We start from the raw sequence: 24691 nt of genomic DNA, 5'->3' as shown, positions 1-24691 counted from the left end.
CGCGGCCGCTGAAAAATGATGCGGCCGTGATGGCCGCCTTGTTGCGTCAATCCGTCACGGTGGGCCGCGCCAGCTGGAACAGGTCCGTGCTGCGGGCGTACCAACCGCTGCCGTGCATGCGCGCCACCAGCCCCATCTCGGTCGTGTTCACATAGCCGCGCTCGGCGTCCTGCACAAAGGCGTCGTCCACATGCGCGCCCAGCACGCGGCCGATGACGACGACCTGGTGCGGGCCGGTCACGATCGTGGCCTGGCTGACGCATTCCAGCGACACCGGGCTGCCCTGAATAAGCGGTGGACGAACATGCGCGGCGGGCAGCGCGGTCAGCCCGGCCTTGGCCAGCTCGTCCACGCCCGGAGGGTAGTCGGCGCAGGTCTGGTTCATCTGCTGCATCAGCGCTTCAGGCACCAGGTTCACCACGAACTCGCCGTTTTCGATGATGTTGGCGCTGGTGTCCTTCAAGTCGCCGTTGGCCCGGCGCATCAGGCCGATGGCGACGGTGGGCGGCTGGTGCCCCATGACGTTGAAGAAGCTGAACGGCGCGGCGTTGACGCACCCGTCGGCCGATATCGTGGTGACCCACGCGATCGGCCGGGGGGTGACGGTCGAGGTCAGCAGCTTATAGACCGTCTGCGAAGGCAGCGCGCTGAAATCAAAATGCATGGCTTAGGGCTCCTGGCCGCCCGCGCCAAGCGCTGAGACGGCCCGCTTTTCTCGGGTGTCGACCTGCAACTGGAACACGTCGGGGCGAGCGTAATGGCCGGCCACATCGAAGTCGTACTTGCCGCGCAGGATCTGGTTGGGGTTGATGTCGGCGTACAGGATGGTCTCGTCCGAGAAATCCGGCCCCGCCAGCACTTCACCAAGGGGGTCGATGATAGCGCTGCCGCCGCGCATCAACACGGTGTCGGGCGCATCGCCCAGCGCGCATTCGAAGTCTTCCGGGTAGGCTTGGCGGCGCAAGTGCTGGCACGCCGTCAGCACATAGCAGCGGCCTTCCAGCGCGATGTGGCGCATGCTGGGAATCCAGCTGTCGCGGTCATCGGCCGTGGGCGCGCAATACAGCGCCACGCCCTGGCTGTACATGTACATGCGCAGCATGGGCATGTAGTTTTCCCAGCAGATCACAGCGCCGATCTTGCCGTAAGGCGTGTCGAAAACAGGCATGGTCGAGCCATCGCCAAAGCCCCAGATCAGCCGTTCTCCGGCCGTGGGCATCAGCTTGCGATGCTTGCCGACCAGGCCCTTGGCGCCGTTGAAATACAGCACGGTGCAATACAGCGTGCCGCCGTCCGCTTCGATGCAGCCCATCACCACGAAGCTGTCGGTGTCGGCTGCGGCCTGCGCCACGATGGCCACTTCCTCGCCATCCAGCGCGATGGCCTGCCGGTGGTAGCTGGCGAACGCGTCGCGGCCTTCGGGCTTGCGCATGCCGATGGGCGCGCCAAAGGAATTGCCCTTGGGATAGCCGCCCAGAAAGGCTTCGGGAAACACCAGCACCCGCGCGCCCTGCTCGGCCGCCTGCCGGATCAGCGAAGCCGCCTTGTTGGCGCAGGCAACGCTGTCGGTGGGGATGGACGCGGCCTGGATCACGGCGGCCTTGAAACTCGCTTGCACGGACATGTTTCTCCTCGCTTTTTTAGTGGATGGGGTCTTCGTCGATGGCTTGGGCGCGGGTGTTCGGCAGGAACAGGCTGCCGATAACGCCCACTACCACCATCACGACAACCGGGTACATCAACCCGCCAAAGATATTGCCGCTGGCCTGGGCCAGGTAGGTGGCGGTAAAGGGCACGATGCCGCCGAAGATGCCGGCGCCGATGTGATACGGAAAGGATAGCGCGGTGTAGCGGATGCGGGCCGGGAACAATTCCACCAGGTACGACGCGACCGGCCCGTACACCATGGCGACCACGGCGGTCATCAGCACCAGGATCAGGATGATGGTGGCGCGGTCCACGCGCGCGGGGTCGGCGCGATCGGGGTAGCCCGCCGTGCTCAGGGCGCGGGCGTAGGCGGCGCGGTCAAAGCCGTTGACGGTGGTGCCGCCCACGCTCATCGCGATTTCCTGCCCGGGCAGCGGCGCGGCGTATTCGAAGTTGATGCCCTTGCCGACCAGGAATTTCTTGGCCTGCACGCACACCTTCTTGTGATCGGCGTGGCTGCCGATCATGGCGGCCTGCAAGCCGAAGTCGCACGCGCCGCCGCTGGTGTCGGCGTGCACGCGGACGGGCGTGCTTTGCATGGCTTGCGCCAGCGCCGGGTTGCCGGCCTTGAGCAGCACGTCGAACATCGAGTGATAACCCAGGGCGGCGATGAACAGCCCCGCCATCATGATCCACTTGCGGCCGATGCGGTCGGACAGCCAGCCGAACAGCACAAAGGTCGGCGCGCCGATGATGAAGCCGATCAGGATCAGGGTGTAGACGCTGGTCTGGTCCAGCTGCACCGCCTGTTGCAGGAAGATCATCACGTAGAACTGGCCCGTGAAATACGTGGCGCCCTGGCCGGCGGTAACGCCGATCAGCGCCAGGATCACCAGGCGCAAGCTGGACCACTGGCCAAACGTTTCCTTGATGGGGTTTTTCGACAGGCGGTTCTGCTGCTTCATCCGCGTGAACACGGGCGATTCGTGCAGCTTGGCGCGCACGTAGATCGAAATGGCCAGCATCACGATCGACAGGATGAACGGCAGGCGCCATCCCCACTGCCGGAAATCATCGGCGCTCATGGATGCCTGGGTGCACAGGATGACGACCAGCGACAGGATCAGGCCGGCCGACGAGGTGATCTGGATCCAGCCCGTCAGCAGACCGCGCCGCTTGGGTTCGCAGTGCTCGGCCACGTAGATCACCGCGCCGCCGTACTCGCCGCCCACCGCCAGGCCCTGCACCACGCGCAGCGTCAGCAACAGAATCCAGGACAGGTGGCCCGCCGATTCGTAGGTGGGCAGGCAGCCGATTAGCACGGTAGCCCCGCCCATCATCACAACCGTGATCAGGAAGGTGTACTTGCGGCCCCACTTGTCCCCCAGGTACCCGAACATCACCGCGCCCAGCGGCCGGATGATGAAGCCGACCGCCAGCGCGCCCAAGGCGGCCAGCAGCGCAACGGTGGGATTGTCCTGCGGGAACAGCACCTGGCTCATGAAAACCGCCAGCGTCCCGTAGATGAAAAAGTCATACCACTCGAACAACGTGCCCAAGGTCGAGGCCACCACCACCTGGCGTTCCTCTTTGCGACTTAGCGTCGGCGCCGCAGCCGCGCGCCCCATTGCCACATTAGCTTCCATGCTTGCTTTCCCCTGTGTTTTTTAGATTGATACTGCTGTACGCATTAACTATTATCAAACTTAAACCCCAGGCGGACAAAGCTGGGGGAAACCCGGAACGGGCCGCGGGGACCGCTCGAAAGCGGCCGGACGCCGCTGCTACACTGCCGCCAAACACACAGTGGAGGCAGTGATGGCAAGGCCCGCCGGCAAGGTAGACAAGGACACGGAAAAGACGCCGACCGCGGCGCGCAGGGGCATCCAGTCCATTGAAGTGGGCTTTCGCATCCTGGACCTGATCCGCAAGACGGGCCGGCCCTTGCCTCTGAAGGACATCGCGGACGCCTGTGAGCTGACCGTGCCGAACGTGCACTACTACCTGGTCAGTTTTCAGAAGGTGGGCGTGGTGCAGCAGCATGCGGACACGGGGCACTACGGCCTGGGGCCCTACGCGTTGCGCCTGGGGCTGGCCGCGCTGGAACAGTTCGACGTCTTCACCTCGGCGCGGCCGATCATGGCCGAAGTGGCCGCCGTCACCGGGCACACCGTGTTTTTGGGCGTGTGGGGCAACAAGGGGCCGACCATCGTCTATCGCGTGGAAGGCAGCCGCAGCCGGCCCTTGCTGGAATTACGCGTGGGCACCGTGATGCCGCTGCTGTCATCCGCGCTGGGCCGCAATTTTCTGGCCCATCTGCCCGATGCCTTGACGCGCGACCTGCTGGAGCGGGAACTGGCATCGTCCGTGCCGGAAAGCCACGGCGGGGCGCCGGGCAATTCCTACACGCTGAAAGACGTGCAAGCCATACGCGACGAAGTGCAAAAGCACCACATCAGCCGCTGCCGCCACGCGCTGCTGCCGCACTTTACGTCGCTGTCCGCGCCCATCTTCGACATGCTGGGCGAAATGACGGCCGCCATCACGCTGATGGGGCCGGTGGGCGCCATCGACGACGACCTGGATTCCGGCACCGCGCGGCTGCTGCGCGAAAAAGCGCGGTCGATATCGGCCATGGCGGGATGGGAAGGGTCAGAGCCGGTTGGGGCAACGCGCGCCGGTTGACGCGCGACGCCGGCTCAGGTGCATGCCGGGGCGCGCCGGCAGGGTCAGCTTTCCACCACGATCTTCGCGTCTTTGATCGTCTTGGCGTACTTGCGCTGTTCCTGCGTCATGAAATCGGCAAAGCGCTGCACGCTGCCGCCACCGTCTTCCGCGCCGACCTGCGCCAGCTTTTCCTGCACATCCGCCATCGCCAGCACCTGGTCGATGTCTCGATTCATGCGTCGGACCATGGCGTCCGGCATCTTGCCCGGCCCCACCATGCCGAACCAGATGCTGGCCTCGAAACCGGGGTAGCCCTGTTCGGCCACCGTGGGCACGTCCGGCTGGCTCCTGGAACGCTGTTGCAGCGTCTGCGCCAGCGCGATCACCTTGCCCGATTGCAGCAGCGGCGTGGCGGTGGTCATGCCTTCGAAGCAGTACTGCACATGGCCGCCCAGCAGATCGTTCATCAGCGGCGCCGATCCCTTGTAGGGCACGTGCAGCACGTCGATGCCAGCACGCGCCTTGAAGATCTCCAGCGCCAGGTGTTGGGCCGAGCCGGCGCCGGCGGACCCGAACACAATCTTGCCCGGCTGCGCGCGGCACAGCTTGACCAGGTCAGGCAAGGTCTTGGCGGGTTGCGATGCGCCGCCGATCAGGATGGTGGGCGTTTTGCCGACCAGCGCGATGGGCGTGAAATCGCGGTCCACCGAATAGGCAAGCTTGGGATGCAGGCCGGGCGCGATACCGTGGCTGTTCACATGCGCCATCAACAAGGTGTTGCCGTCATTGGGCTGGCGCGCGACCTGTTCGGCGGCGATGACGCCGGCCGCGCCCGCCCGGTTCTCGACGATGACGGGTATGTTCCACATCACACCCAGCTTTTGCCCCAACAGGCGCGCCAGCACATCGGTGCCTCCGCCGGCCGGAAAACCCACCACGATTTTCACCGGGCCGGACGGCATGTCCTGCTGCGCTCGCGCCGTCACGGGCAGCACGAGCGCCGCCCCCAGCGCCGCGGCGCCGGTCATGAATTGCCTGCGTTGCATTCTTGTCTCCTTGCGCCGGTCCCGAAGGCCGGCAGCTTTTATTGGAAAAGCGCCGCCTGCTTGTGATGGCGCCTAGCGACTGACGCGGACCCACTTGCCAAATTTTTCCACCATGCGTTCGTCAAACCCGAAACCCAGGCCCGGTTCCTGATGCAGCACCACGCGGCCTTGCTTGTGGGTTAACTGCCGATCGACCAGTTTGCGGAAATTCAGCACCTGGTCGTCCCAGAAGAACTCCACGTAGCGCGCGTTAGGCGTGGCCGCCACCAGCGGCGCGTGCACGTCGTGGAACCAATGCGGGCACACCACGACGCCGTAGCTGGCGGCGGTGGCGGCAATGCGCTTCCATTCGGTGATGCCGCCGCAGACGGCCGCATCGGTTTGCAGGATGCCGGCCGCGCCCTTGTCCAGCAGTTCCTTGTGGTACCAGCGGCCATAGCCGATTTCCGCCGTGGCGATCGGCAGATGCGTCAGCCGCGCCAGCTTGGCATGGCTGTCGATATCGTCGGGGCCAAAGGGTTCTTCGATGAAATACGGTTCGTACTGCTCGAAGCGGCGGATGTACTGCATGGCCTGCGTCACGTCCTGCCAGGCGTTATTGCAATCCATCATCAGTTCGACGTCCGGGCCAACCGCCTCGCGCGCCGCCTTCAGGCGCGCCTCTTCCTCGCGCGGCGACAGGCGGCCCGTTTTCATCTTGACGGCGCGAAAGCCCTTGTCCACATAGCTGGCCATTTCTTCGCCCAGATGCTGCGGCGTCTTGCCGTCCAGGTAATAGCCGCCGCTGGCGTAGGCCGGCACCGTCTCCAGTTCAACGGCACCCAGGAACTTGTGCAGCGGCAATCCGGCAGTCTTGGCGTTCAAGTCCCACAGCGCGATGTCCAGTGCGCTTAACGCGCGCATCACCGTGCCCTGGCGGCCTTGCAGCAGCGCCTCTTGGTACATGGCCTGCCACAGGCCTTCAACGGCATGCGAATCGCGGCCCAGCAGCACGGGCGCCAACAGGCTTTGCACGGCCGCTTCGAAGATGGCGCCGCCGGCGCTGCCCACATAGCAAAAGCCAATGCCCTCGACGCCGTCGGTGGAACGAACCTTGACCAGGCCGTAGTGGCGGGTGGATACGCTGCGGTTTGAAAACGACGTGACTTTGTCCAGCGGCACGGCGGCGGCGCAAACGTCGATGGATTCAATAATGGGCACGGCAAGCTCCTTGATGGCGGGTTTCCAACATGCCGCGCCGTGGCCTGATGCGCGCGGGCGGCTGGGGTTGAACGTATTCTTGCCGCCGTCAAAGAAAACAACAATTATCTTCATCCATCTTTAGAATACGGAAAAACCATCTTTTAAGAGGGGCGCAATCGCCGTGGACTCGCGCTTTCTACAAACCTATGTGCATGTGGTGGAACTGGGCTCCATCGCGCAGGCCGCGCGCCATCAAGGCCTGACGCCGGCCACCGTGCAGCAGCGCTTGCGCGCGCTGGAAGGGGATGTCGGCAGCGCGCTGATTGCCCGCTCGGGCCGCACCGTCAAGCCCACGCCCGCCGGGCTGCGCATTCTTGAGCGTGCCCGCCATATCCTGCGCGACGTGCGCGACCTGCGTTCGGCGGCCAGCGACACCGAACTGCCCGCCGGCCCCTTGCGTCTGGGCGCCACGCCCACCGCGCTAACCGGCATCATGCCGCCCGTGCTGCGGACCTGGGTGGCGCGCCATCCGCATATCGAGATCTACATAGAGCCTGCGCCCACCACCCTGCTTTACAGCAAGGTACTGTCCGGCGAACTCGATGGCGCGCTGCTGGTGCACCCGCTGTTCTCCCTGCCCAAGACCTGCGAATGGCGCGACCTGCGGCACGAACCGCTGGTGCTGGTGACGCCCGCCGGCATGAAGGTGCGCGACCCGCTAGCGGTGATCGCGCGCGAACCGTACATCTGCTATGACCGCAGCGTGGTGGGCGGCAAGATGGCCGACGATTACCTGCGCGCGCGCAATTTGCGGCCGCATGTACGGTTCGAACTGGATGGCATCGACTCCATCGCCAAGCTGGTGGCCGAGGGCTTGGGCGTGGCGGTGCTGCCTGATTGGGCGGTGATGGGCGAGCCCGTGGCGCGGGTCAAGCGCTGGCCCTTGCCCGCGCCCTGCCCCGTACGCACGGTGGGTGCGATCTGGCAGCGCGCCGGCGTACGGTCGGAGTTGATGCGGGCCTTCGCGGCGTTGACTGAAACGCAGCTGGGCCTGACGCGCGGCTAGGCGATGGCGTCCTGGCCGTTACGCGCCACGATGACGCCGCCGGATATGACGAGGCGGCGCGGCTTGCGCGTGACGACCGCTTCGGCCACGCAACTGGCGTCGACCAGCACCAGGTCGGCGCGCGCGCCCGGCGTCAGGCCATAGCCCTCGAAACCACAGGCCCGGGCGGCGGCGCCGCTGACGCAATCAAACGCCCATTCCACTTCGTCGTCGCGCCGCAGGTCGTTGCGCAGGCCGATCATCATGGCGCGCGCCAACATGTCGGGGCTGCCGTACGGCGTCCAGGTGTCGCGGATGCCATCGTTGCCGCCGAAGATCGTGACGCCCGCCTCACGGCAAGCGCGCACGGGCGGCACGGGCCGCGATGGCGGCGCGGTGGTCAGCAGCGCAACGTCCAGCGTGGCCAGTCGTTTCAGCAAGCCGTCCAGTCGCTTGGCGTCCACGCCGCCCAGGCAAAACGCATGGCTGATCACCACCTTGCCCTGCATGCCCAGCGCCTGCACGCGGTCCAGGATCAGGTCCAACGTAAACGCGCCCAACTCGCCGGGCTCGTGCAAATGGATGTCTACCGGCTTGCCATGCTTGTTGGCCAGGCCGAACAGCACATCCAGGGATTGGGCGGGGTCGCGGTCAATGGCGGACGGGTCCAGCCCGCCCAGCACATTGGCCCCTTGCGCCAGCGCCTGATCCAGCAGTTGCGCGGTGCCGGGGCGTACCAGCAGACCCGACTGCGGAAATGCCACGGTCTGAATTTCAATGCGGCCCGCGAGTTCGTCGCGGGTGGCATGCACGCCGTCCAGATGGCGCAGGCCCGCGTCGGTGTCGACATCGACATGGCTGCGGATGCGGGTGGTGCCTTCACGCAAAAACGCCAGCGCCAGCGCGCGCGCATGGCTGGCGGCATCATGACCCGAACTGGCGCGCCAGGCGCGTTCGTTATCGATACGGTCGGTCAGCAGCGGGCCAACTTCGTTGACGTACCAGGGGGAATCCCAGGTCGTCTTGTCCAGATGGGTATGCCCTTCTATCAGCCCCGGCAACAACAACGCGCCGCCGCCCTCCTCGACCAGCACGTCGGCCGGCGAGTGCACGGCGGTACCGATCTGAAGGATGCGCCCGTTGCGCACTTGCACGTCGACGGTTTCGGCCGCCGACACGCGGACGTTCTTCAACAAGAGGTCGGTCATGGATGTTCCCGGACAAACGAAAGCGGCCGGCCCGAGGGGCCGGCCGTATCAGCCTGAATGCTCAGACTTGCGGCGGTTCGATCCAGAAAAAGCGTTCGCCTTGGCGGACCATGTCGGCAACGCCTTCGGCGCCGATGCGATAGTCCGAACCCATGAGCGATGCGCCACCGTCTTCATGGATGTGGATAACGGCCAGCGGGTCATTGGCCATGGTGTACCAGTAGTACCCGGGCTTGAGATTATGCAGGTCAGTAGTCATTGCTCGAGTATACAAACAACGCCACAAGACAAAAAGACAACACTAATACAAAGCTTGCCTGACAGCGCGAACACGACACGTCATACTGCGTGATCCTGATCTGAATAAGCTGGTGCATGTGTCACGCTGCGGCACTTGGAATCCGCGGACGTTGGTAGATAGGAGAACAGCGAGCGCATGAAAAGGCAGTCACTTCAATTCAGCGAGCCGCACAAGCAAGCCGTTCTGGCGGGCACGAAAGTGCAGAGCCGACGCATCCTGAAACCGCAGCCCACCAAGCTCACAACGGCTTGGTACGCGGACGCGGCCGACGCCGGGCGCTGGGTTGCAATGGGCCCTGATCGCGATAACCCCACCGAATTACGCCGCACTTCCAGCTGGGTCAGATGCCCCTTTGGAAAATCCGGTGAAAGCATCGTCTTGAGCGACGAAGCGGGCAACCCGTTTGCTCACGCATTGGTAGTAGGCGTGCGCATTCAACGCCTGCAAACCCTGACCGAAGCCGACGCCCGGGCCGAAGGCACCGAAGCGATTTACCAAGCGTCGGCGTTATTGCCCGGCGTTCCTCTTCAAACAGCATTTGCATTGATGTGGTGTGAGCGCTATGGCTCGCATGCCTGGGCCGCCAACCCCTGGGTCTGGGTCGTGGAATACCGGCGCACCCAAACGCTGTAGCGATGTCGCCACGCCGCCCCCGGCGGATGGTGACCGGGTGTAACGACCCCCGGTGACTTCATCGCATTCCACTTCATTTCAATCGATTTCAGATCTCGGCCTACCAGAGCAGAAGCACTAGTCCCGCATCGCAGCACGATCCGAGCCTTGTGACGGGGGACGGTTGCGGATTGTCGCTATTGCGCTTGGGGCGCTTACGAATACGCGGCCGAAAAGCCCGAAAATAGGGGCGTCAAATAACTTTGCTGTGTCGTGCAGCAGGCAGGTGCAACATGAAAAAGTGGCTTATTGCTGGTGTGGGTGCCGCAGGTCTGCTGATCTCCAGCGTGGCCTTGGCCCGAGTGGACGTGGGTATTTCCATCGGCGTGCCGGGTGTGGTGTATCCCGCGCCGGTATACGTTGCCCCCGCTCCCATTTACGTGGCTCCGCCGCCTCCGGTTTACTACCGTCCGCCTCCCGTCTACGTGGCGCCCCCCGTGGTTTACCCCGCCCCGGTTTATTACCGTGGCGGCCCCCACTGGCGCGGCGGTCCGCCCCCGCGCTACTACGGTCCGGGCCCTGGCTATTATCGTGACGGGCACGGCCATGGCAAGGGCCATGGAGATTGGCGCCGATAAATACGAAGGCCACTCAAATGAGTGGCCTTTTTTCCGTGGGGACAATGTCCGGTGTCCCGGTGGATGCCTATTAAGCCGCGGGGGCTCGTAGCGGTTTTTCCGCCACCAAGGCGGATTTTTGCGATACCGGCGCGGGCTTTCCATCCACCCAACGCGGCGATTCCTGTACAAGATCAATCCATCTGCGCGGCGCACTGGACGCGCGCCACCAACCATTATGCGGACGCATGGGCAAACTCCGGCTCACCGTTAAAACGCACACCATTGATTTCTTGGAACAACTGACGGCTTTCCTGCTCTGCTTCGTGCAAATCCGAAAACGGCGCCTGTCCGGGTACCGTCCAGCATTTTTCCGGCGCGGTTCCACCGACTCGGCGGGTCCATATCTGCACGCGGTAGCCCTGCTCGTCTTCGCGAGCGACAGAGCATCTCACACGAAAATCTCCAATCATTCTTGAAGTCATGGACAACTCCTTGTTATATAAGTGAATGAAGCGTGAAGAACGCGGGTGTATTGTGCCGCAACTATCCGGCCCTTATATTAGAAATACACAATTGCTCACATCAAATTCATGCACTCACACTGTGATGATAATGAGTAAAAAAGACAGCAATGTGTCGCTATGATAAAAAAAAACGGAGCCGCCAGGCTCCGTTTTCTTATCCGCCAAATGGCCGATAGACGTAATGCGCTTCAGGGTTTCAGTACCGTCAAACCGCCCATATAAGCTTGCAGCGGTTCGGGAATCAATACGCTGCCGTCGGCTTGTTGATGGTTTTCCAGCACGGCCACCAGCGCGCGGCCTACGGCCAGGCCCGAACCATTAAGCGTGTGCACGAATTCCGGTTTGCCCTGTGCATTGCGGAAACGGGCCTGCATGCGGCGAGCCTGGAACGTTTCGCAATTGGACACCGACGAAATCTCGCGCCAGGTATTTTGCGCGGGCAACCACACTTCCAGGTCATAGGTTTTGGCGGAGCCAAAACCCATATCGCCCGTGCACAGCAGCATGACGCGATACGGCAGGCCCAGCAATTGCAGCACGCGTTCGGCGTGGCCAACCATGTCTTCCAGCGCTTCGTACGATTGGTCAGGCTGCGTGATCTGCACCATTTCAACCTTGTCGAACTGATGCTGGCGGATCATGCCGCGCGTGTCGCGGCCGCCGCTGCCGGCTTCCGAACGGAAGCAAGGCGTGTGCGCGGTCAGCTTCAAAGGCAGGTCGGCGGCGGCCTGGATGGTGTCGCGCGCCACGCTGGTCAGCGTGATTTCCGACGTGGAGATCAGGTATTGGTCTTCACGCACATAGGGGTTGCCGGCGGCATCGACCTTGGGGTCGTCATCGCCACCCCCCTTGGACACGGCGAACATGTCGTCCTTGAACTTGGGCAGCTGGCCCGTGCCGTACAAGGTGGAGGCGTTGACGATGTAAGGCGTATAGCACTCGGTGTAGCCGTGCGTGCCCGTTTGCAGGTCCAGCATGAACTGGGACAGCGCGCGGTGCAGGCGGGCAATGGGGCCGCGCATGAACGAGAAGCGCGCGCCCGACAGCTTGGCGGCCATGTCGAAATCCAGGCCCAGCGGCTCGCCAATGGCGACGTGGTCGCGCGCTTCGAACGCCAGGGCGGGCGGGTTGCCGTCCGCACCGGCGGCGCCGGGCAGCCAGCGGCGCACTTCGACGTTGTCGTCGGCGGATTCGCCCAGCGGCACGCTGGCGTGCGGCAGGTTGGGCACCGACATCAGCAGGTCGTTCAGCGGGGCCTGCAAGGCCGCCAGCTCTTCTTCCAGCTGCTTCAGGCGAACGGGCACGGCCTGCGATTCGGCCATGACGGCGCTGGCGTCTTCGCCCTTGGCCTTCAACTGACCGATCTGCTTGGCCAGCGCGTTGCGGCGGGCTTGCAGGGACTCGGTTTCGGTCTGGACGGCCTTGCGGCGGGATTCCAGGTCGTTGAACCGTTCCGTGTCGAAGGACACGCCACGGCTCTTGAGGCGGTCGACGACGGTTTGCAGGTCTTTGCGCAGCAGTATCGGGTCTAGCATGTTGATGTCGGTTGAGGTTGGGTGAAGGCGGCGGGCCGGGGCCCGTTACCGGTTCTTGGCGCGTTCCTGCGCGTCCAGCTCGCGCAGAAATGCCAACTTTTGCTGGATTTTAGCCTCCAGGCCGCGATCGGTCGGCCGGTAGAAGGAAGGCTTGAGTCCGTCAGGGAAATATTGTTCGCCCGCGGCGTAGCCGTGTGGCTCGTCGTGGGCATAGCGATAGGCCTTGCCATGGCCCAGTTGCTTCATCAGCTTGGTCGGCGCATTGCGCAGGTGGATCGGCACCGGCGCGCTGCCGTGTTCCGCCGCGAATTGGCGCGCCTGGTTGTAGGCGTTGTAGACGGCGTTGGATTTGGCCGCGCAGGCCATGTAGACCACGGCTTGCGCCAGCGCCAGCTCGCCCTCGGGCGAGCCCAGGCGTTCGTAGATGTCGGCGCCGTTCACGGCCAGGTCGGTGGCGCGCGGGTCGGCCAGGCCGATGTCCTCGACCGCCATGCGAACCAGGCGCCGCGACAGGTATTTGGGATCGGCGCCACCGTCGATCATGCGGCAGAACCAATACAACGCGGCATCGGGATTTGAGCCGCGCACCGACTTGTGCAAGGCGCTGATCTGGTCGTAGAAAGCGTCGCCACCCTTGTCGAAACGGCGCAGGTTCTGCGACAGGGATATTTCCAGCCAGGCGGCGTCCACCGTGTCGCGACCGGCCGACTGCGCCGATTCCGCCACCACTTCCACCGCGCTGATCAGCCGTCGCGCATCGCCGTCGGCCCAGGCGGCCAGTTGCTCGCGCGCGTCGGGTTCGATGCGGATGGCGGCGTCGCCGTCGTCCAGCCCTTCGTTCAGGGCGTGCACGGCGCGGTCGACCAGCTGCTGCAATTCCTCGGGCGACAGCGATTGCAGCACGTACACCCGGGCGCGGGACAACAGCGCCGAATTGACTTCGAACGAAGGGTTTTCTGTTGTGGCGCCGATGAAGGTGAACAGCCCGCTTTCCACATAGGGCAGAAACGCGTCCTGCTGGGCCTTGTTGAAGCGGTGCACCTCATCAACAAACAGGATGGTGCGGCGGCCCTGGCCTTGCGCCACTTGCGCCACCGTGACCGCTTCGCGGATGTCCTTGACGCCGCCCAGCACCGCCGAAATGGCGATGAATTGCGCGTCGAAACCGTCGGCCATCAGGCGCGCCAGCGTGGTTTTACCCACGCCGGGCGGCCCCCAGAAAATCATGGAATGCGGGCGACCGGATTCAAAGGCCACGCGCAGGGGCTTGTCGGGCCCCAGCAGGTGCGACTGCCCGACCACGTCGGACAACGTGCGCGGGCGCAGGCGCTCGGCCAGGGGCACATAGGGCCGATGCGCAGGATCGGCCGCGAAGAGATCGTTGCTCATTGGCAGCAGATGGGGGAAGACGGCAAGAAGATCAAGTCAGCATTACACCATGACCGCCGCGCCCTTTCCGGGCGCCCCCGGACCACACACCGGACCACACACCGGACCACACATTGGACCGTCTGGCCCCGGGGCGCCTAGGCCAGTTCGGGCGGGCCGAAGCGGCGGTTGGCCAGCACCGGCAGCACCTTGCGGGCATGCGCCAGGCGCTCGGGGTCGATGTCGGCAAACACCAGCGCCGGGGCTTCGCCCGCGCGCGCCGTCACCACGCCCAGCGGGTCCACCACCATGCTGCACCCAATATTGCGTTCGCCGCATTCGCCCGTGGCCGCCACGTAGCAGGTGTTCTCCAGCGCACGGGCCGTGACCAGCACCTCCCAGTGCATTTCCTTGAGCGGCCCGCGCACCCAGGCGGCGGGTAGCACCAGGAGGTCGGCGCCGTCCAGCGCCAAGCGGCGCGCCAGTTCGGGAAAGCGCACGTCATAGCAGGTCATCAGGCCGACGCGCAGGCCGGCGATGTCCAGCAACGGGGGGATCTCGGTGCCCGGCGTGACGTTGGTGGATTCCTTCATCGTGAAGGCGTCGTACAGGTGCAGCTTGCGGTATTGCGACACGATGCGCCCGTCTTGCACCGTGACCAGCGTGTTCCAGACCCGGCCTTCGCCGGTCGGCACGTGCACGCACATCATGGTCGCCAGCGACGAGTCCCGGCTGGCCTCCAGCAGGCGCGTCATGAACGGGCCATCCAGCGGCTGCGCGGCTTTCAGCACGATTTGCGGGTCGGTGATGTCGCGCGCCAGGATGCCTTCGGGCAAGACCAGCAGACCGGCGCCGCCCGCGCTGGCCCGCTCCATCAGGTCGATGCAGACCTGCGCGTTCTCTTCCCAGACACGGCTGACGGCGAACTGGCCCAAGGCAACTTTCAACATGGCTATTCCTTCATGGAGCGCGTTTTTTTCGCGAATTTCCTATTGTCGCGCCAACTCGGCCGGCCCGCACCGTACGGGTAAGTCCTAGCTGCCTTTGTAAATTTCTTTCACGATAATGAAAAAAAAGCATTTCCACGTAAATATTTTCCATAACGAGCGCGCCGCCATGATCCATTCCTCTTCCCCCGCAGCCCTGTTGGATGTGAACGGCAAAGGCCTGGGCGCGTTCCCCGAGTCCTGTACGACGGCCGGTGTGGCCGCCCTGAACTGGAACCTGCTGGACGAAGACGTCAGTCTGCCCGTGGCCGTGTTGTACGAAGCGCGCGTGCGCCACAACCTGCAATGGATGCAGCAGTTCATGGAGGCGTACCACGTCAAGCTGGCGCCCCACGGCAAGACCACCATGAGCCCGGCGCTGTTCAAGCGCCAGATCGACAACGGCGCATGGGGTATCACGCTGGCGACCGCGCCGCAGGTGCTGGCCGCGTACCAGCACGGCATCCGCCGCGTGCTGATGGCCAACCAATTGGTGGGCCGCGCCAACATGGCCATCATCGCGCGCCTGTTGCAAGATCCGGCGTTCACCTACTTCTGCATCGTCGATTCCCCCGCCAACGCCGCCCAGCTAGGCCAGTTCTTTGCCGAACAGAGCCTGACTTTGCCTGTGCTGATCGAGCTTGGCCCCACGGGCGGACGCACCGGCGTGCGCGATGATGCGCAGTTGCAAGCGGTGATCGACGAAATTGGCCGTTGGCCTAGCCTGGCGCTGGCGGGCATTGAAGTCTATGAAGGCGTGTTGCAGGAAGAAGGCGCGATCCGCGCGTTCCTGCGCCGCGCCACCGATGCGCTGCGCGGGCTGGCCACGGCCGGCCGTCTGCGCAAGAACGGCCCCGCCATTATTTCCGGCGCGGGCTCGGCCTGGTTCGATGTGGTGGCCGAAGAATTCTCGCAGCTGGATATCGGCGCGCCGCTGGAAGTGATCCTGCGCCCCGGCTGCTATGTGTCGCACGACGTGGGCGTCTACCGGTCCGCCGCTGAACGCATCAACGCCCACAACCCCGTCGCGCAAAAAATGGAACCGGGCCTGCTGCCCGCCTTGCAAGTCTGGGCCTATGTGCAGTCGCTGCCTGAACCGGGCCGCGCCATTATTGCGCTGGGCAAGCGCGATGCGGCTTTCGACGCCGGCCTGCCGACGCCCGCGCTGCATTATCGGCCCGGCCGCGCCAGGCCGGGCGACGCCTCGCCGGGCGACGCCACGCCGGGCCAAAACGCCCCCTGCGCCGCGCCCCAGGCGTGGAAGCTGACCGCCATGATGGACCAGCATGCCTTCATGCAGATCGCCGACGGCGACGACATCCAGGTCGGCGACATGATCGCTTTCGACATTTCCCACCCCTGCCTGACGTTCGACAAGTGGCGCCAGGTGTTGTTGGTGGACGAGCAGTACCGCGTCACCGACGTAGCCGAAACCTTCTTCTGAACGCCCCCTAGCCCGCCGCAACGCGCCTGGCCCAAGGGGGCTGCTGCACGACGACCGGGATCCCGGCGCGAATCCGATCACACGCGACAACCTGTTTGTTTTTGACCCTCTGGAGAGAGAATCATGAACTTCCGACCCTCCCGGCGAGGCAGTGGGCTGACCAGCCTGCTCGCGGCCGGCGCAATTGGCTTGACCGCAATGACCTCCCCCGCCCTGAGTGCCACGCCGGTCAAGGGGGGCACGATTTCCGTCGCCACCATCGGTGAACCGCCCACGCTGGACCCGATGACCAGCACGGCGGATCTGGTCGGCATCCTGACGCAGCATTTCTTCGAAACGCTCTACACCTTCGACGCCAAGTGGAACCTGACCCCGCTGTTGGCCGACAAGATGCCCGACGTCACGCCCGACGGCCTGGTCTACACGATTGCGCTGCGCCAGGGCATCACGTTCCATGACGGCTCGAAGATGGACTCCTCCGACGTGCTGGCGTCCTTGAAGCGCTGGACCGAAACCGCCACGCGCGGCAAGGGCGCGGCCAAGGTCATCAGCAGCATCGAGGCGCCCGACGCCAACACCATCCGCATCACGCTCAAGCAGCCCTACGCGCCGCTGACCGCGCTGCTGGCCATGAACAACGCCGCCGCCGTCATCATGCCCAAGGGCAAGATTGCGCCGGTGCTGACCGAAATCGTCGGCACGGGTCCGTACCAGTTGAAGGCCCGCGTGCCCGACCAGTACATCCAGTTGGTGCGCTTTGACGGCTACAAGCAACGCGACGGCGAGCCCGACGGCTACGGCGGCGCGCGCAAGCAGTACCTGGACGAAATCCGCTTTGTGCCGGTCAGCAACGCCAACACGCGTTCCGAAGCCGCCGCCGCCGGTCAGTTCGACTACGTCGACTCGCTGCCGGTGGAAGCGCTGGCCAAGCTCAAGGGTGGCCGTTCCGACCCGGTGATGCTCAAGCCTTTCGGCTGGCCGCGCCTGGTGCTCAACACCAAGCAAGGCATCATGTCCAACCTGGCGGTGCGCCAGGCCGTGCAGCTGGCGCTGAATGAAGAAGACATGCTGTTCGCCGCCTTCGGCAACAAGGACTTCTACAAGCTGAACGGCGACCTGTATCCGGAAGGCTACCCGTGGGCCACGTCGCTGGGCGGCAAGGTCTACAACAAGGGTGATGCCGCCGCCGCCAAGAAGCTGCTTGACGGCGCCAACGTGGCCGACAAGAAGATCCGCATCCTGACCAGCCAGCAGTACGAATTCCATTACAAGATGGCGCTGGTGGCCGCGGAATACCTGAAGGCCGCCGGCTTCACGGTGGACATGCAGGTGGTGGACTGGGCCACGCTGACGCAGCGCCGCCAGGACCCCGCCGTGTGGGACATCTTCATTACCCACAGCGTGTTCCTGCCCGAACCCGCGCTGATCGATTTCCCGTCCAAGGACGCCCCCGGCTGGTGGGACACGCCGCGCCGCGCGCAGGTGATGGACGCCTTCAACCAGGCGCGCACACAGGAAGAACGCATCAAGCGCTGGGCCGACGTGCAGCAGGCCGTGTATGACGAAATCCCCTTCGTGAAGGTGGGCGACTTCAACGCCCAGGCCGCGCGCTCGCCGTCGTTGCAAGGCACGCAGCCCGCTCCGTGGCCGTACTTCTGGAACGCCTGGAAAAGCGCCAAGTAAGTAGGGAAACGCGCGGCCAGGCGGTGAATGATCCCGCCGCCTGCCGCGTCCCAGCCGTCTTTCGCTCCGCGTGCACTGATTGCCGCTTTTCTAGGACTCTATCGTGTTGCGTTATCTTTTGAACCGGCTGGTCGGGCTGGTGGCCGTGATGTTTATCGTCGCGACCATCGTGTTCGTCATCATTCGCGTCACACCCGGCGATCCGGCGGCTGTGATGCTTGGGCCACAGGCCAGCCAGCAGGACATCGCCGCGCTGCGCGCGCAACTGGGGCTGGACCAGCCCATGGCGCTGCAATACGTATCGTGGCTGGGCAAGCTGGTGCAAGGCGACCTGGGCCAGTCCATCTTCATGAACAAGCCCGTGCTGTCGGCGCTGGCTGACCGTGCCGAGCCCACTATTTTGCTGACGTTGATGTCGCTGCTGATTGCCAGCGCCATCGCCCTGCCGGTCGGCATCCTGTCGGCGGTCAAGCGCGGCACCACGCTGGACCAGTCGGTGCTGTCGTTCTCGATGTTTACCTCCAGCGTGCCCAGCTTCTGGCTGGGCCTGCTGCTGATGCAGATTTTCTCGGTAAAGCTGGGCTGGCTGCCGGTGTCGGGCTATGGCGGCCCGGACGCCTCGCTGGCCACTCGCCTGTCGCACCTGATCCTGCCCGCCGTGGTGCTGGGCCTGGTCAATTCGGCGTTGATCACCCGCTTTATCCGCGCCAGCATGCTGGACGTACTGCGCGACGATTACGTGCGCACCGCGCGTGCCAAGGGCCTGCCGGAAAGCAAGGTCATCCTGAAGCACGCCGTGCGCAACGCGCTGATTCCCATCCTGACCGTGCTGGGCCTGACCACCGCGCTCTTGATCAGCGGCGCCGTCGTGACCGAGACCGTGTTCGGCCTGCCCGGCGTGGGCAGTCTGGTGGTGTCGGCGGTGCTGCGCCGCGACTACCCCGTCATCCAGGGCGCGCTGCTGATCATCGCGGCCATCTACGTCCTGATCAACCTGATCATCGATCTGCTCTACCTGCTGGTCGACCCCCGGGTGCGCTACTGATATGGCTATTGCAACTTCCCCCCAATCCGCCGGCGGCGCCGACCGCTGGCAGGTGCTGCGCCTGCTGGTGTCGCGCAAGACCGTGCTCTTGAGTCTGATCGTCATCATCGTGCTGGTGGCCGCCGCGCTGCTGGCGCCGTGGGTCAGCCCCTACGATCCCTTCAAGCTGTCCATCATGAACCGGCTGAAGGCGCCGGGCGCCGCGCACTGGTTCGGCACCGACGACTTTGGCCGCGACGTCTTCAGCCGCGTCATCTACGGCGGCCGCCTGTCGCTGATGGTGGGCTTTTCGGTCGTGATCGTGTCCAGCGTGCTGGGCATCGCGCTGGGGCTGATCGCCGGCTTCTTCCGCTCGGCCGACAAATTCGTCTCGCGGCTGATCGACGCCATGATGGCGTTTCCCGACATCCTGCTGGCCATTTCGCTGGTGGCCGCGCTGGGCCCCTCGCTGATCAACGTAGTGATTGCGCTGGGCATCGTCTACACGCCCCGCCTGGCCCGCATCGTGCGCGCCTCCACGCTGGTGATCCGTGAATTGCCGTTCGTGGAAGCCGCCCGCGCGCTGGGCGTGCCCACGTGGCGCATCGTCACCGTGCACGTGCTGCGCAACCTGGTGTCGCCCATTCTGGTGCAAGGCACGTTCATCTTCGCCTACGCGATTCTGGCCGAAGCCGGCCTGTCGTTCCTGGGCGTGGGCGTTTCGCCCGACATCCCCACCTGGGGCACCATGATCAACGCCGGCCAGCAATACATGGGGTCGGCGGACTGGATCATGATTTTCCCCGGCATCGCCATCGTGCTGTCCGTGCTGTCGCTGCAATTGGTGGGCGACGGGCTGCGCGACGTACTCGACCCGCGCCTGCGCAAGGAGCTGTAATCATGACGTCAAGCAACCGAGACGTCGTGCTGTCCGTGGAAGGGCTCAAGACCTGGTTCCACAGCCGCGACGGCATCGCCAAGTCCGTGGACGGCGTCACCTTTGATCTGGCGCGCGGTGAAACGCTGGCCATCGTGGGCGAATCCGGTTCCGGAAAATCCGTGACCAGCCTGTCCATCATGGGGCTGTTGCCCAAACCGGCGGGCCGCATCGAAGCGGGCAAGATCCTGTTTCGCGACCGCCAGGGCGTGCAGCATGACCTGGCGCGCGCTTCGTCCGCCACCCTGCAGAAGATACGCGGCGCCGAAATCGCCATGATCTTCCAGGAACCCATGACCAGCCTGAACCCGCTGTACACGGTGGGCGACCAGATCGCCGAAGCCGTGTTGCAGCACGAAGGCGGCTCGTACGCGTCGGCCATCCGCCGCGCCCGCGAAATGCTGGAACGCGTCGAGATCCCGGCCGCCGACCGGCGCGTCAACGAATATCCGCACCAGATGTCGGGCGGCATGCGGCAACGCGTGATGATCGCCCTGGCGCTGGCCTGCAACCCGGCGGTACTGATCGCCGACGAGCCCACCACCGCGTTGGACGTGACCGTGCAGGCGCAGATTCTGGACCTGCTGCGCCGGCTGCAAAAAGAAATGAACATGAGCATCCTGTTCATCACGCACAACCTGGGCGTGGTGGCGGAAATCGCGCACCGCGTCGCCGTCATGTACGCCGGCCGCGTGGTGGAAGACGCGGGTGTCTACGACCTGTTCGAAAAACCCACGCACCCGTACACCCGCGGCCTCTTGTCCTGCCTGCCCACGGCCGCGCTATTGGCTTCGGGCGAACGGCTGCGCGCCATTCCCGGCAACGTACCCAGCGTGCTGTCGCTGCCCGCCGGCTGCACCTTCGCCCCGCGCTGCGAACTGGCGGCGGACGATTGCCGCGCCGCCGTGCCCGAACTGGTTGCGGTGCAAGCGGAACACCGCGCGCGCTGCATCAAGGTGAATCCGATATGACTAGCCCCCAAGCCACCGTGCGGGCCCAAGACCCGCTGGTCCGCATTGAAGACCTGAAGGTCCACTTTCCCACGTCGCAAGCCCGTAATGCGCCGGTCGTGCGTGCCGTGGATGGCGTCAGCTTCGATGTGCCGCGCAACACCATCGTCGGCCTGGTAGGCGAATCAGGCTCGGGCAAGACCACGACGGGCCGCGCGTTGCTGCGCCTGTTCGAGCCCACCGCCGGCCGCCTGCTGTTTGACGGCACCGACATCACGCATCTGAACGAAAAGCAGATGCTGCCGTGGCGCCGCCGCATGCAGATTGTGTTCCAGGACCCGTACGCCAGCCTCAACCCCCGCATGACGGTGGCCGAGATCCTGGGTGAAGCGCTGGACACGCACAAGCTGGCGCAGCACCGCCGCGCCGCGCGCATCGGCGAACTGCTGGAACGCGTGGGCCTGAACGCGGACCACAGCCGCCGCTACCCGCATGAATTCTCGGGCGGACAGCGCCAGCGCATCGGCATCGCACGCGCGCTGGCCGTCGAACCCGATTTCATCGTGGCGGACGAGCCGGTGTCGGCGCTGGACGTATCCGTGCAGGCGCAGGTGCTTAACCTGCTGCAAGACCTGCAACGCGACCTGGGCCTGACCATGCTGTTCGTGGCGCACGACCTGGCCGTGGTGGATTACCTGTGCGATGAAGTCGTCGTCATGTATCTGGGCCGCGTGATGGAACGCGGGCCGACCAGCGAAGTCTATGCACGGCCGCGCCACCCCTATACTCGCGCACTGCTGTCGGCCGCGCCCGTGCCGGATCCGCGCGCCCCGCGATCGCGTATTCTGCTCAAGGGCGATATCCCCAGCCCGGTCAATCCGCCGTCCGGCTGCGTGTTCCGCACGCGCTGCCCCCACGCGATCGACGCCTGCGCCACCATCGAGGCGCAAGCCGTCCAGGTGGGCGCGGGCCACTTCGTGGCCTGTTCGCGCCTGGACGCCCCCGAGCTGGCGGCCTAGCGCATTGCACGACCCGATCAGACCCAGGAAACCCCACATGGACATCATCCGCGACATCGTCTTCCAGATACGCAGTCGGCGGGACGCATTGAGCGTGACCGAACGCAAGGTGGCCGACGCCATTCTTGACGACATCATCTGGGGCGCCAGCGCCACCGTCGACCAGCTGGCCACCAAGGCCGGGGTCAGCATCGCCACGATTTCGCGCTTTGCGCGCACCGTGGGCTGCGACGACACGCGCGACCTGAAAATGAAATTGGCGCAGGCCAGCACGGTGGGCAGCCGCTTTCTGGACCCCAGCGCGCCGGCCGAGGAAAGCACCTTTTACGCACGCATCTACGCCGACATCGAAAGCACCTTGCGCGCGCATCTGCCCACGTTCACCGAACCGCTATTCGAACAGGCGGCATCCATCGTGGACGGCGCGCGGATGATCTACGTGTTCGGCATGGGCGGCGCCTCGGCCGTGCTGGCGCAGGAAGTGCAGTCGCGGCTGGTGCGGCTGGGCTACCCCATCGCGGTGTACAGCGATGCCGTGCTGCTGCGCATGGTGGCCGCCACGCTTACCGAGCACGACGCCGTGCTGGTGTTGTCGGCGTCGGGCCTGACGCCGGAAATCCTTGGCGCGGCCCGCATTGTGAAGCAGTATCGCGCCCGCATCGTCGCCATCACCGACGCCACGTCCGAACTGGCCAAGCTGGCCGATGTGGTGCTGCCCATCCGCACGGACGAAACCGACTTCATCTACAAACCCTCGGCATCGCGCTACGCGATGATGCTGGCCATCGACTTGCTGTCCACCGAACTGGCCATGCTGAACCAAGAGGAAAACCGCGAACGCCTGCGCCGCATCAAACTGGCGCTGGACGAACACCGTGGTGGCCCCAACCGCTTGCCGCTGGGCGATTGAACCTGGAACCCAAGATGTACGACACCCTTATCGGCAACGTCCGTATCCTGGACGGCACCGGCGGCCCCGAGTACCGCGCCAGCGTTGCGCTGGCCGACGGCCGCATCGCAGCCATCGGCGCCTTGCCGGGCGCGCAGGCACGCCAGATCATCAATGGCACCGACCTGGCGCTGGCGCCCGGCTTCATCGACGTGCACACGCACGACGACACCAACGTGATCCGCACTCCGGGCATGTTGCCCAAGCTGTCGCAGGGCGTGACCACCGTGGTGGTGGGCAACTGCGGCATCAGCGCCTCGCCCGTGTCGCTGCGCGCCGACCCGCCGGATCCGATGAACCTGCTGGGTGGCCGTGAAGACTTCAACTACCCCTCGTTCAGCGACTACACGCGCGCCATCGAAGCGGCGCGTCCCGCCGTGAACGTGGCCGCGCTGGTCGGCCATACCGCCCTGCGCAGCAACCACATGGACCGCCTGGACCGCGTCGCCACGCGCGACGAAGTGCTGGCCATGCGCGAACAGCTGCGCGATGCGCTGGCGCACGGCGCCATCGGCCTGAGCACCGGCCTGGCCTACGCGTCCGCCATTGAAGCCGACACCGCTGAAGTCAAACTGCTGGCAGAAGCCCTGGATGAATTCGGCGCGCTGTACACCACGCACCTGCGTTCCGAGTTCGCCGCCATTCTGGATGCCATGCAGGAAGCTTTCGACATTGCCGGGCACGCGCGCGTGCCGGTGGTGGTGTCGCACCTGAAATGCGCGGGCGCGGGCAATTGGGGCCGCACGAAGGAAGTGCTGTTCGCGTTGGAAAACGCAGGCCGCATGCAGCATGTGGGCTGCGATTGCTACCCGTATTCGGCCAGCTCGTCCACGCTGGATTTGAAGCAGGTGACCGACGAATTCGATATCGACATCACGTGGTCGGTGCCGCATCCCGAGCAGGCGCGGCGCAAGCTGGCCGACGTGGCGGCGGACTGGGGCGTGTCCTTGCTGGACGCCGCGCGCCGCCTGCAACCGGCCGGCGCCGTGTATCACAACATGCACGAGGACGACGTGCGCCGCGTGCTGTCGCATCCATTGACGATGGTGGGGTCCGACGGCTTGCCCAATGACCCGATGCCGCACCCGCGCCTGTGGGGCGCGTTTCCGCGCGTGCTGGGTCACTACAGCCGCGACGTGGGCTTGCTGCCGCTGATCCAGGCCGTACACAAGATGACCGGTCTTTCCGCCGCCCGCTTCGGCCTGGCTGATCGCGGCCTGGTGCGCGAGGGCTATCACGCCGACCTGGTGCTGTTCAATCCCGATACCGTCATCGACCGCGCTACCTTCGCCGAGCCGGTGCAAACGGCCGCTGGCATCGAGGCCGTGTGGGTCAACGGCGCGCTGTCCTACCGGCACGGCCAGGCCACCGGCGAACGCGCGGGCCGCTGGCTGCCGCGCAATGGCGATTTGCGCGCCAGCTTCGCGGCGGCCTCGCCCTATTCGGCCTCGGCCTGAATTTCCTTGCCCGAATCATTCTTGCCCACTACGAATTAAGGAGCACCTCCATGAGCAACACTCCCACTCCCGATCAAAACGGCATCACCCGCTACGGCGTCGGTGGCGGCACCGGCCAGGGCGGTTCGCACATGCCGTTCGCGCGCGCGGTCGCCGCCGACGGCTGGCTGCACGTATCCGGCCAGGTGCCGATGGAAAACGGGGAAGTGATTGAGGGCGGCACGGTGGCGCAATGCCACAAGGCCATCCAGCAATTGCTGGCCATCTTGAAGGAAGCGGGCTACGGCCCCGAACACGTCGTGCGCTGCGGCGTATGGCTGGACGACGCGCGCGATTTCCCGTCGTTCAACAAGGTGTTCAAGGAATACTTCGGTGAAAATCCGCCCGCCCGCGCCTGCGTGCAGTCCAGCCTGATGGTGGACGCCAAGGTGGAAATCGATTGCGTGGCGTACAAGCGCCCTTGATGCGGTGAACCGCCGGCCACGCG

General features: G+C 65.0%; 24 protein-coding genes. 13 read left to right on the top strand and 11 right to left on the bottom strand.

Features of this window, described 5'->3' with window-relative positions:
• Positions 1–46: 46 nt before the first annotated feature.
• The 3 genes from DVB37_RS05135 to DVB37_RS05125 are packed head-to-tail and all read right to left on the bottom strand — an operon-like array spanning position 47 to position 3293.
• Positions 47–664, bottom strand: a complete 618-nt coding sequence (locus tag DVB37_RS05135) for a flavin reductase family protein (protein WP_046803366.1) — start codon at positions 662–664, stop codon at positions 47–49.
• A gap of 3 nt (positions 665–667) precedes the next feature.
• Complete coding sequence (locus DVB37_RS05130) at positions 668–1624, bottom strand: carbon-nitrogen hydrolase family protein (RefSeq protein WP_120154141.1); 957 nt, start codon at positions 1622–1624, stop codon at positions 668–670.
• A 16-nt stretch (positions 1625–1640) separates the two neighbouring features.
• Positions 1641–3293: an MFS transporter gene (locus tag DVB37_RS05125; RefSeq protein WP_120154139.1), complete on the bottom strand. Its 1653-nt coding sequence runs from the start codon at positions 3291–3293 to the stop codon at positions 1641–1643.
• A gap of 172 nt (positions 3294–3465) precedes the next feature.
• Between DVB37_RS05125 and DVB37_RS05120 the strand changes: the two genes are divergently transcribed.
• Complete coding sequence (locus DVB37_RS05120; protein ID WP_120154137.1) at positions 3466–4332, top strand: IclR family transcriptional regulator; 867 nt, start codon at positions 3466–3468, stop codon at positions 4330–4332.
• A gap of 44 nt (positions 4333–4376) precedes the next feature.
• Here the strand turns inward: DVB37_RS05120 and DVB37_RS05115 are convergent, their stop codons facing one another.
• Together DVB37_RS05115 and DVB37_RS05110 are read right to left on the bottom strand one after the other, a co-directional pair.
• Positions 4377–5360 (bottom strand): tripartite tricarboxylate transporter substrate binding protein, encoded by a 984-nt coding sequence (locus DVB37_RS05115; RefSeq protein ID WP_120154135.1) that lies wholly within the window; start codon positions 5358–5360, stop codon positions 4377–4379.
• Between the two features lie 72 nt (positions 5361–5432).
• Complete coding sequence (locus DVB37_RS05110; protein WP_104143681.1) at positions 5433–6560, bottom strand: mandelate racemase/muconate lactonizing enzyme family protein; 1128 nt, start codon at positions 6558–6560, stop codon at positions 5433–5435.
• Positions 6561–6723: 163 nt separating this feature from the next.
• Between DVB37_RS05110 and DVB37_RS05105 the strand changes: the two genes are divergently transcribed.
• A complete protein-coding gene (locus DVB37_RS05105; RefSeq protein ID WP_120154133.1) occupies positions 6724–7608 on the top strand; it encodes a LysR family transcriptional regulator in 885 nt (294 codons plus the stop codon).
• Here the strand turns inward: DVB37_RS05105 and DVB37_RS05100 are convergent.
• Both DVB37_RS05100 and DVB37_RS05095 read right to left on the bottom strand, forming a co-directional pair.
• Entirely contained in the window at positions 7605–8795 is a 1191-nt protein-coding gene (locus DVB37_RS05100; protein ID WP_120154131.1) for an amidohydrolase family protein, read from the bottom strand. The genes DVB37_RS05105 and DVB37_RS05100 overlap by 4 nt on opposite strands.
• 61 nt (positions 8796–8856) lie before the next feature.
• Entirely contained in the window at positions 8857–9054 is a 198-nt protein-coding gene (locus DVB37_RS05095) for a hypothetical protein (RefSeq protein WP_082134365.1), read from the bottom strand.
• Positions 9055–9231: 177 nt separating this feature from the next.
• On the opposite strand from DVB37_RS05095, the gene DVB37_RS05090 reads away from it, so the two are divergent.
• Both DVB37_RS05090 and DVB37_RS28605 read left to right on the top strand, forming a co-directional pair.
• Entirely contained in the window at positions 9232–9729 is a 498-nt protein-coding gene (locus DVB37_RS05090) for a PmgT domain-containing protein (RefSeq protein WP_046803373.1), read from the top strand.
• A gap of 272 nt (positions 9730–10001) precedes the next feature.
• On the top strand, positions 10002–10346 hold the full coding sequence (locus DVB37_RS28605) for a virulence factor (protein WP_120154129.1): 345 nt from the start codon (positions 10002–10004) through the stop codon (positions 10344–10346).
• Between the two features lie 215 nt (positions 10347–10561).
• On the opposite strand, the gene DVB37_RS05080 is transcribed toward DVB37_RS28605, so the two are convergent.
• The 4 genes from DVB37_RS05080 to DVB37_RS05065 all read right to left on the bottom strand — a co-directional run bounded on the left by DVB37_RS05080 (position 10562) and on the right by DVB37_RS05065 (position 14705).
• Positions 10562–10810, bottom strand: a complete 249-nt coding sequence (locus DVB37_RS05080) for a hypothetical protein (RefSeq protein WP_082134366.1) — start codon at positions 10808–10810, stop codon at positions 10562–10564.
• 230 nt (positions 10811–11040) lie between these two features.
• Positions 11041–12387 (bottom strand): serine--tRNA ligase, encoded by a 1347-nt coding sequence (gene serS, locus DVB37_RS05075; protein WP_046803374.1) that lies wholly within the window; start codon positions 12385–12387, stop codon positions 11041–11043.
• A 45-nt stretch (positions 12388–12432) separates the two neighbouring features.
• Positions 12433–13776, bottom strand: coding sequence for a replication-associated recombination protein A (locus DVB37_RS05070; RefSeq protein ID WP_120154126.1), 1344 nt, complete (start codon positions 13774–13776; stop codon positions 12433–12435).
• 137 nt (positions 13777–13913) lie between these two features.
• Positions 13914–14705, bottom strand: coding sequence for a deaminated glutathione amidase (locus DVB37_RS05065; protein WP_082134367.1), 792 nt, complete (start codon positions 14703–14705; stop codon positions 13914–13916).
• Positions 14706–14871: 166 nt separating this feature from the next.
• On the opposite strand from DVB37_RS05065, the gene DVB37_RS05060 reads away from it, so the two are divergent.
• The 9 genes from DVB37_RS05060 to DVB37_RS05020 all read left to right on the top strand — a co-directional run bounded on the left by DVB37_RS05060 (position 14872) and on the right by DVB37_RS05020 (position 24668).
• A complete protein-coding gene (locus tag DVB37_RS05060; RefSeq protein WP_120157391.1) occupies positions 14872–16185 on the top strand; it encodes an amino acid deaminase in 1314 nt (437 codons plus the stop codon).
• 123 nt (positions 16186–16308) lie between these two features.
• Positions 16309–17868: an ABC transporter substrate-binding protein gene (locus DVB37_RS05055; protein WP_120154124.1), complete on the top strand. Its 1560-nt coding sequence runs from the start codon at positions 16309–16311 to the stop codon at positions 17866–17868.
• Positions 17869–17971: 103 nt separating this feature from the next.
• Positions 17972–18913: an ABC transporter permease gene (locus DVB37_RS05050; RefSeq protein WP_046803377.1), complete on the top strand. Its 942-nt coding sequence runs from the start codon at positions 17972–17974 to the stop codon at positions 18911–18913.
• 1 nt (position 18914) lies between these two features.
• The gene (locus DVB37_RS05045; RefSeq protein WP_046803378.1) at positions 18915–19790 is read left to right on the top strand and encodes an ABC transporter permease; all 876 of its coding nucleotides are present in this window, start codon (positions 18915–18917) and stop codon (positions 19788–19790) included.
• A gap of 2 nt (positions 19791–19792) precedes the next feature.
• A complete protein-coding gene (locus tag DVB37_RS05040) occupies positions 19793–20800 on the top strand; it encodes an ABC transporter ATP-binding protein (RefSeq protein WP_104143635.1) in 1008 nt (335 codons plus the stop codon).
• Positions 20797–21798 carry an ABC transporter ATP-binding protein gene (locus tag DVB37_RS05035; RefSeq protein WP_120154122.1) on the top strand — a complete coding sequence of 334 codons (1002 nt, stop codon included), beginning with the start codon at positions 20797–20799 and terminating at the stop codon, positions 21796–21798. The genes DVB37_RS05040 and DVB37_RS05035 overlap by 4 nt, the downstream gene beginning before the upstream one ends.
• A 37-nt stretch (positions 21799–21835) precedes the next feature.
• Positions 21836–22708, top strand: a complete 873-nt coding sequence (locus tag DVB37_RS05030) for a MurR/RpiR family transcriptional regulator (RefSeq protein ID WP_046803381.1) — start codon at positions 21836–21838, stop codon at positions 22706–22708.
• Positions 22709–22722: 14 nt separating this feature from the next.
• Positions 22723–24204 (top strand): amidohydrolase family protein, encoded by a 1482-nt coding sequence (locus DVB37_RS05025; protein ID WP_120154120.1) that lies wholly within the window; start codon positions 22723–22725, stop codon positions 24202–24204.
• 50 nt (positions 24205–24254) lie between these two features.
• Positions 24255–24668 carry a RidA family protein gene (locus DVB37_RS05020; protein WP_104143630.1) on the top strand — a complete coding sequence of 138 codons (414 nt, stop codon included), beginning with the start codon at positions 24255–24257 and terminating at the stop codon, positions 24666–24668.
• Positions 24669–24691 lie beyond the last annotated feature (23 nt).

The organism is Achromobacter sp. B7 (genome assembly GCF_003600685.1).
GTDB lineage: Bacteria > Pseudomonadota > Gammaproteobacteria > Burkholderiales > Burkholderiaceae_B > Achromobacter > Achromobacter spanius_B.
Note: the sequence above shows the minus strand (reverse complement) of the source record. Positions and strands in the feature narration are given on the sequence as shown.